Here is a 3,181-nt window from a genome sequence, read left to right as displayed (position 1 = left end):
GTGTCGTTGACGTTCACCTTGCAGGTGGCGGTGGCCGTCCTGCCGGGGTTGCTCACCGAGGTCGCGGTCAGCTTCACCGTGGCGGAGTGGTCGCTGCCCGGGGTGCGGGTCACGTAGACCGGGACCTTGACGGTCTTCCCGAAGGCGGCGGTGGTCAGGTTGTTGTACAGCTGCGCCGACCAGCCCGACCCGCGTACCGCGCTCGACAGCTTGTAGATGTCGTTGTTCAGATAGGCCCGCTCGTCCTGCGGGTGCAGGGCCGGGTCGGTGGCGGCGGCTCTACCGGTGTTGGTGACGGGGAACGTGCAGTTCGTGGCCCAGGCCGGGGTCTTTCCGGCCGGCTTGCCCTTGGCCACCGCCACGCCGCGCTTCTGCGGCCCGGCGCCCTTGGGGTTCTGTACGCCGATGATGTAGTGCAGGAGGCCCTTCGCGTCGGTGTACTTGTCCAGGATGTAGGAGTGCAGGTCGTTGGCGGCGTCGACGTACTCGTTCTTCGAGCCCGAGTTCGTTCCGGCGTGGAAGAGCGCGTCGTTGAGCTGCCGGTAGTCGCCCATCGTGCGCATCACGGGGGTACCGTCCGGGCGCTTGAAGTCGAGGGTGTCGATGTCCTCGGGGTGCGCGTCGGCCACCCAGGTGAAGCAGTTGTAACCGCAGGTCGAGCCCTCGGTGGACCGGCCGCCCGGCTCGAACGGCTTGTTCTTGGCGATCAGCACGCCGTTGTCCGGTCCGAACGAGCCGTACCCGATCCGCTGCACCGACTCGAGCGTGTAGTTCTTCCAGCCGCCCGACGGCCCGCCACCGTCGCACACCGGGCTGGTGTTCACGTCGCAGGCCGGCGAGCGGTCCGCCGCACTGCCGTCCAGGGACACCTGGACGCCCGCCCGCGAACCGGCCGGCAGCTTCTCGGCGTTCACCGCGCGGGCGATGACGTCGGCGACCGCCAGGCCGGACGAGGCGAGCCCGTCCCGGTTGAGCCGCAGCACCGAGGCGTACGGCACGAAACCCATCCCGATCTTGTTCCGCAGCGTGTGCTCGGCGCCCATCGAGGCGCCGTGCTGTGCGGGCACCTGCCAGCGGTTGTGCGGACCGCCCGGACCGTTGAACGAGCCACGGTCCATCATGTCCCAGGTACCCGATCCGGCCCGGTGGTACGGCGTGGCGTACGGGTTGTTGTTGTTGTCACCGATGCTGAAGAAGAAGTGGCTCAGCTCGTGCGTGATCGTGCCCGAGCTCTCACCCTGCCGGACGGTGGACTGGCCCCACAGTTGTGAGCCGGCCAGCCAGGACGTCCACGGCACGTACCGGCTGGGGACGGTGTTCGGCAGCGCCGGGCTCGGGTTGCCCCAGTCCTCGCGCGGCACGTCCTCCGGCGACTGGAACTTCATCTCGCCGAACTCCTGCCACACCGAGGTCTCGTCGTAGCCGGCGTAGATCCGCAGGACCACGTCATAGCCACAGTTGCCGGTGCAGCCGGCGTTGGCGTGCCACAGCGCGTCGGCGTCGGTCTCCAGCCTGGTCCCGGCGCAGTTGTTGATGCCCGACTTGTCCGCGACGGTCACCGTCCCGCCGAGCGTGAGGTGGGTGTCGTCCGGGATGGCCGTGACGGTCTTCTGCCCGCCCGGGGTCACCCCCGAGATGGTGATCAGGTCACCGACCTTGAAGAACTTGGTCGAGTCCACCGCGATGGTGGACACGTCGGCCTGCGCTCCGGCGACCGTGGTCTGCCCTGGGCAGCCGTTCGGCGGAGTCTGGCCGATGTCGTTCAGGCCGTACTGGGAGGAGCTCTTCGGCATCCGGTACGCGCCGTAGGAGGTCACCGAAGAGACGCCGAGCTTGCCGCCGCTCTGTTCCATCCAGTAACCGTTGAGCGTCTGGAAGTGGTTCACCTCGCTCGGCTTGTTGAAGAAGTCGGCGTAGAACTGCGGTACCTGCTCGCGGGAGACCGGATCGATCTGCGGGTTGGTGAAGGGGTCGGAGTGCTTCGGCTTAGTGATCACGAATGGCTGGTCCGGGAAGTCGATCGCCACGAGCGCCACCCGCAGCGCGCGATCGGTCGGGACCGCGCCGTTGGTGGCCCAGCTCACGCCCGGAATCGGCTTGTAGTCGTTCCAAGTCATGTCCTGCTGGTCCTGCCAGCGCTGTGGATCGATCGGCTGCAAGGGCGGGGCATGCCCGGCCGGACCGTGTCCGCCCGGACGATGCCCGGCCGGAGCGGCCTGGCCGGTCCCGACCGCGCTCAGCGACACGCCCAGCAAGACTGCGGTGAACACCGCCAGCGCTCTCGCCGGTCGGCGGCGGACGGATCTGTACCTTCGGGTCGAAAGCATCGGCAACACCTTCCTGAGACAGACGTGCGAGGCGGAATCCTATGGGCGGCCCCGCGGAACGATCACCGTGCAGATGCAGGAAGCATCGGGGTGAACGCCCTGACTTGTGTCGGGATTCACGGTCAGCTCGTGCGCTGGGGTACCGTCCGTCAAAGAGCTGGTGTACGGGAGAAAGAGTGCTACTCCTGTTGAAAGCGGTGCGATGGTCTCAGAGCTTCAGAGGATCGTGGACTCGCTGGCCAGCCGCGTCGGCCGGCCCGCGCTGATCGAGGACCACCGTCAGCGGGTCGTCGTGTACAGCGAGCAGGTCGAGCCGATGGACGAGGTGCGCCGGCTGTCGGTGCTGCGTCGGCAGACCACGCCGGAGGTGATCGCGTTCTTCCGGCAGGCCGGCATCATGCAGGCCAAGGAGCCGATCCGCACACCGGCATGCGATGAGCCGCAGATGCTGCCCAGGGTCTGTGTCCCCATCCGGCACGGTGACCTGCTGCTCGGCTTCGCATGGTTCATCGACGCCGACCAGTCGATGTCCGACGGCGACATCGCCGCGGTCTCGACCACGACCACCGACCTGGCGCTCGCGCTGTACCGCGAGAACCTGGCCGGCGAGCTGGCCTCGCAGCAGGAGACGGAGGCGACCAGGCTGCTGCTCGCCGACGAGCCGGAAGCCCGCCGCCACGGCGCGCTCACGCTGCTCGAGAACGGCCTGATCACCGAGGACGGGTCCGCCACGGCGGTCGTCGCCAGGCTGGTCCTGCGGCCGGACGCGCGCGTTGACGACCTGGCCCGCATCGCGCTGGAGCAGGCACTGGTCGCGAGCCGGAGATGGAACGGTCCACGCGAGGCGGTGCACC

1 protein-coding gene and 1 pseudogene are annotated in these 3,181 nt (G+C 68.3%); one reads left to right on the top strand and one right to left on the bottom strand.

What is annotated here, in order from left to right:
• Window positions 1-2,270 (bottom strand): hypothetical protein (locus HKK72_RS37960; protein ID WP_187239218.1); only part of this gene is annotated, 2,270 nt, incomplete at its 3' end.
• Between the two features lie 259 nt (window positions 2,271-2,529).
• Between HKK72_RS37960 and HKK72_RS37955 the strand changes: the two are divergent.
• Window positions 2,530-3,181: pseudogene (locus tag HKK72_RS37955) on the top strand (hypothetical protein); the annotation flags it as partial.

Origin of the sequence: Actinomadura sp. HBU206391 (assembly GCF_014323665.1) — a bacterium.
Classification (GTDB): Bacteria; Actinomycetota; Actinomycetes; order Streptosporangiales; family Streptosporangiaceae; genus Actinomadura_C.
This window is presented reverse-complemented; position numbering and strand designations above follow the sequence as displayed.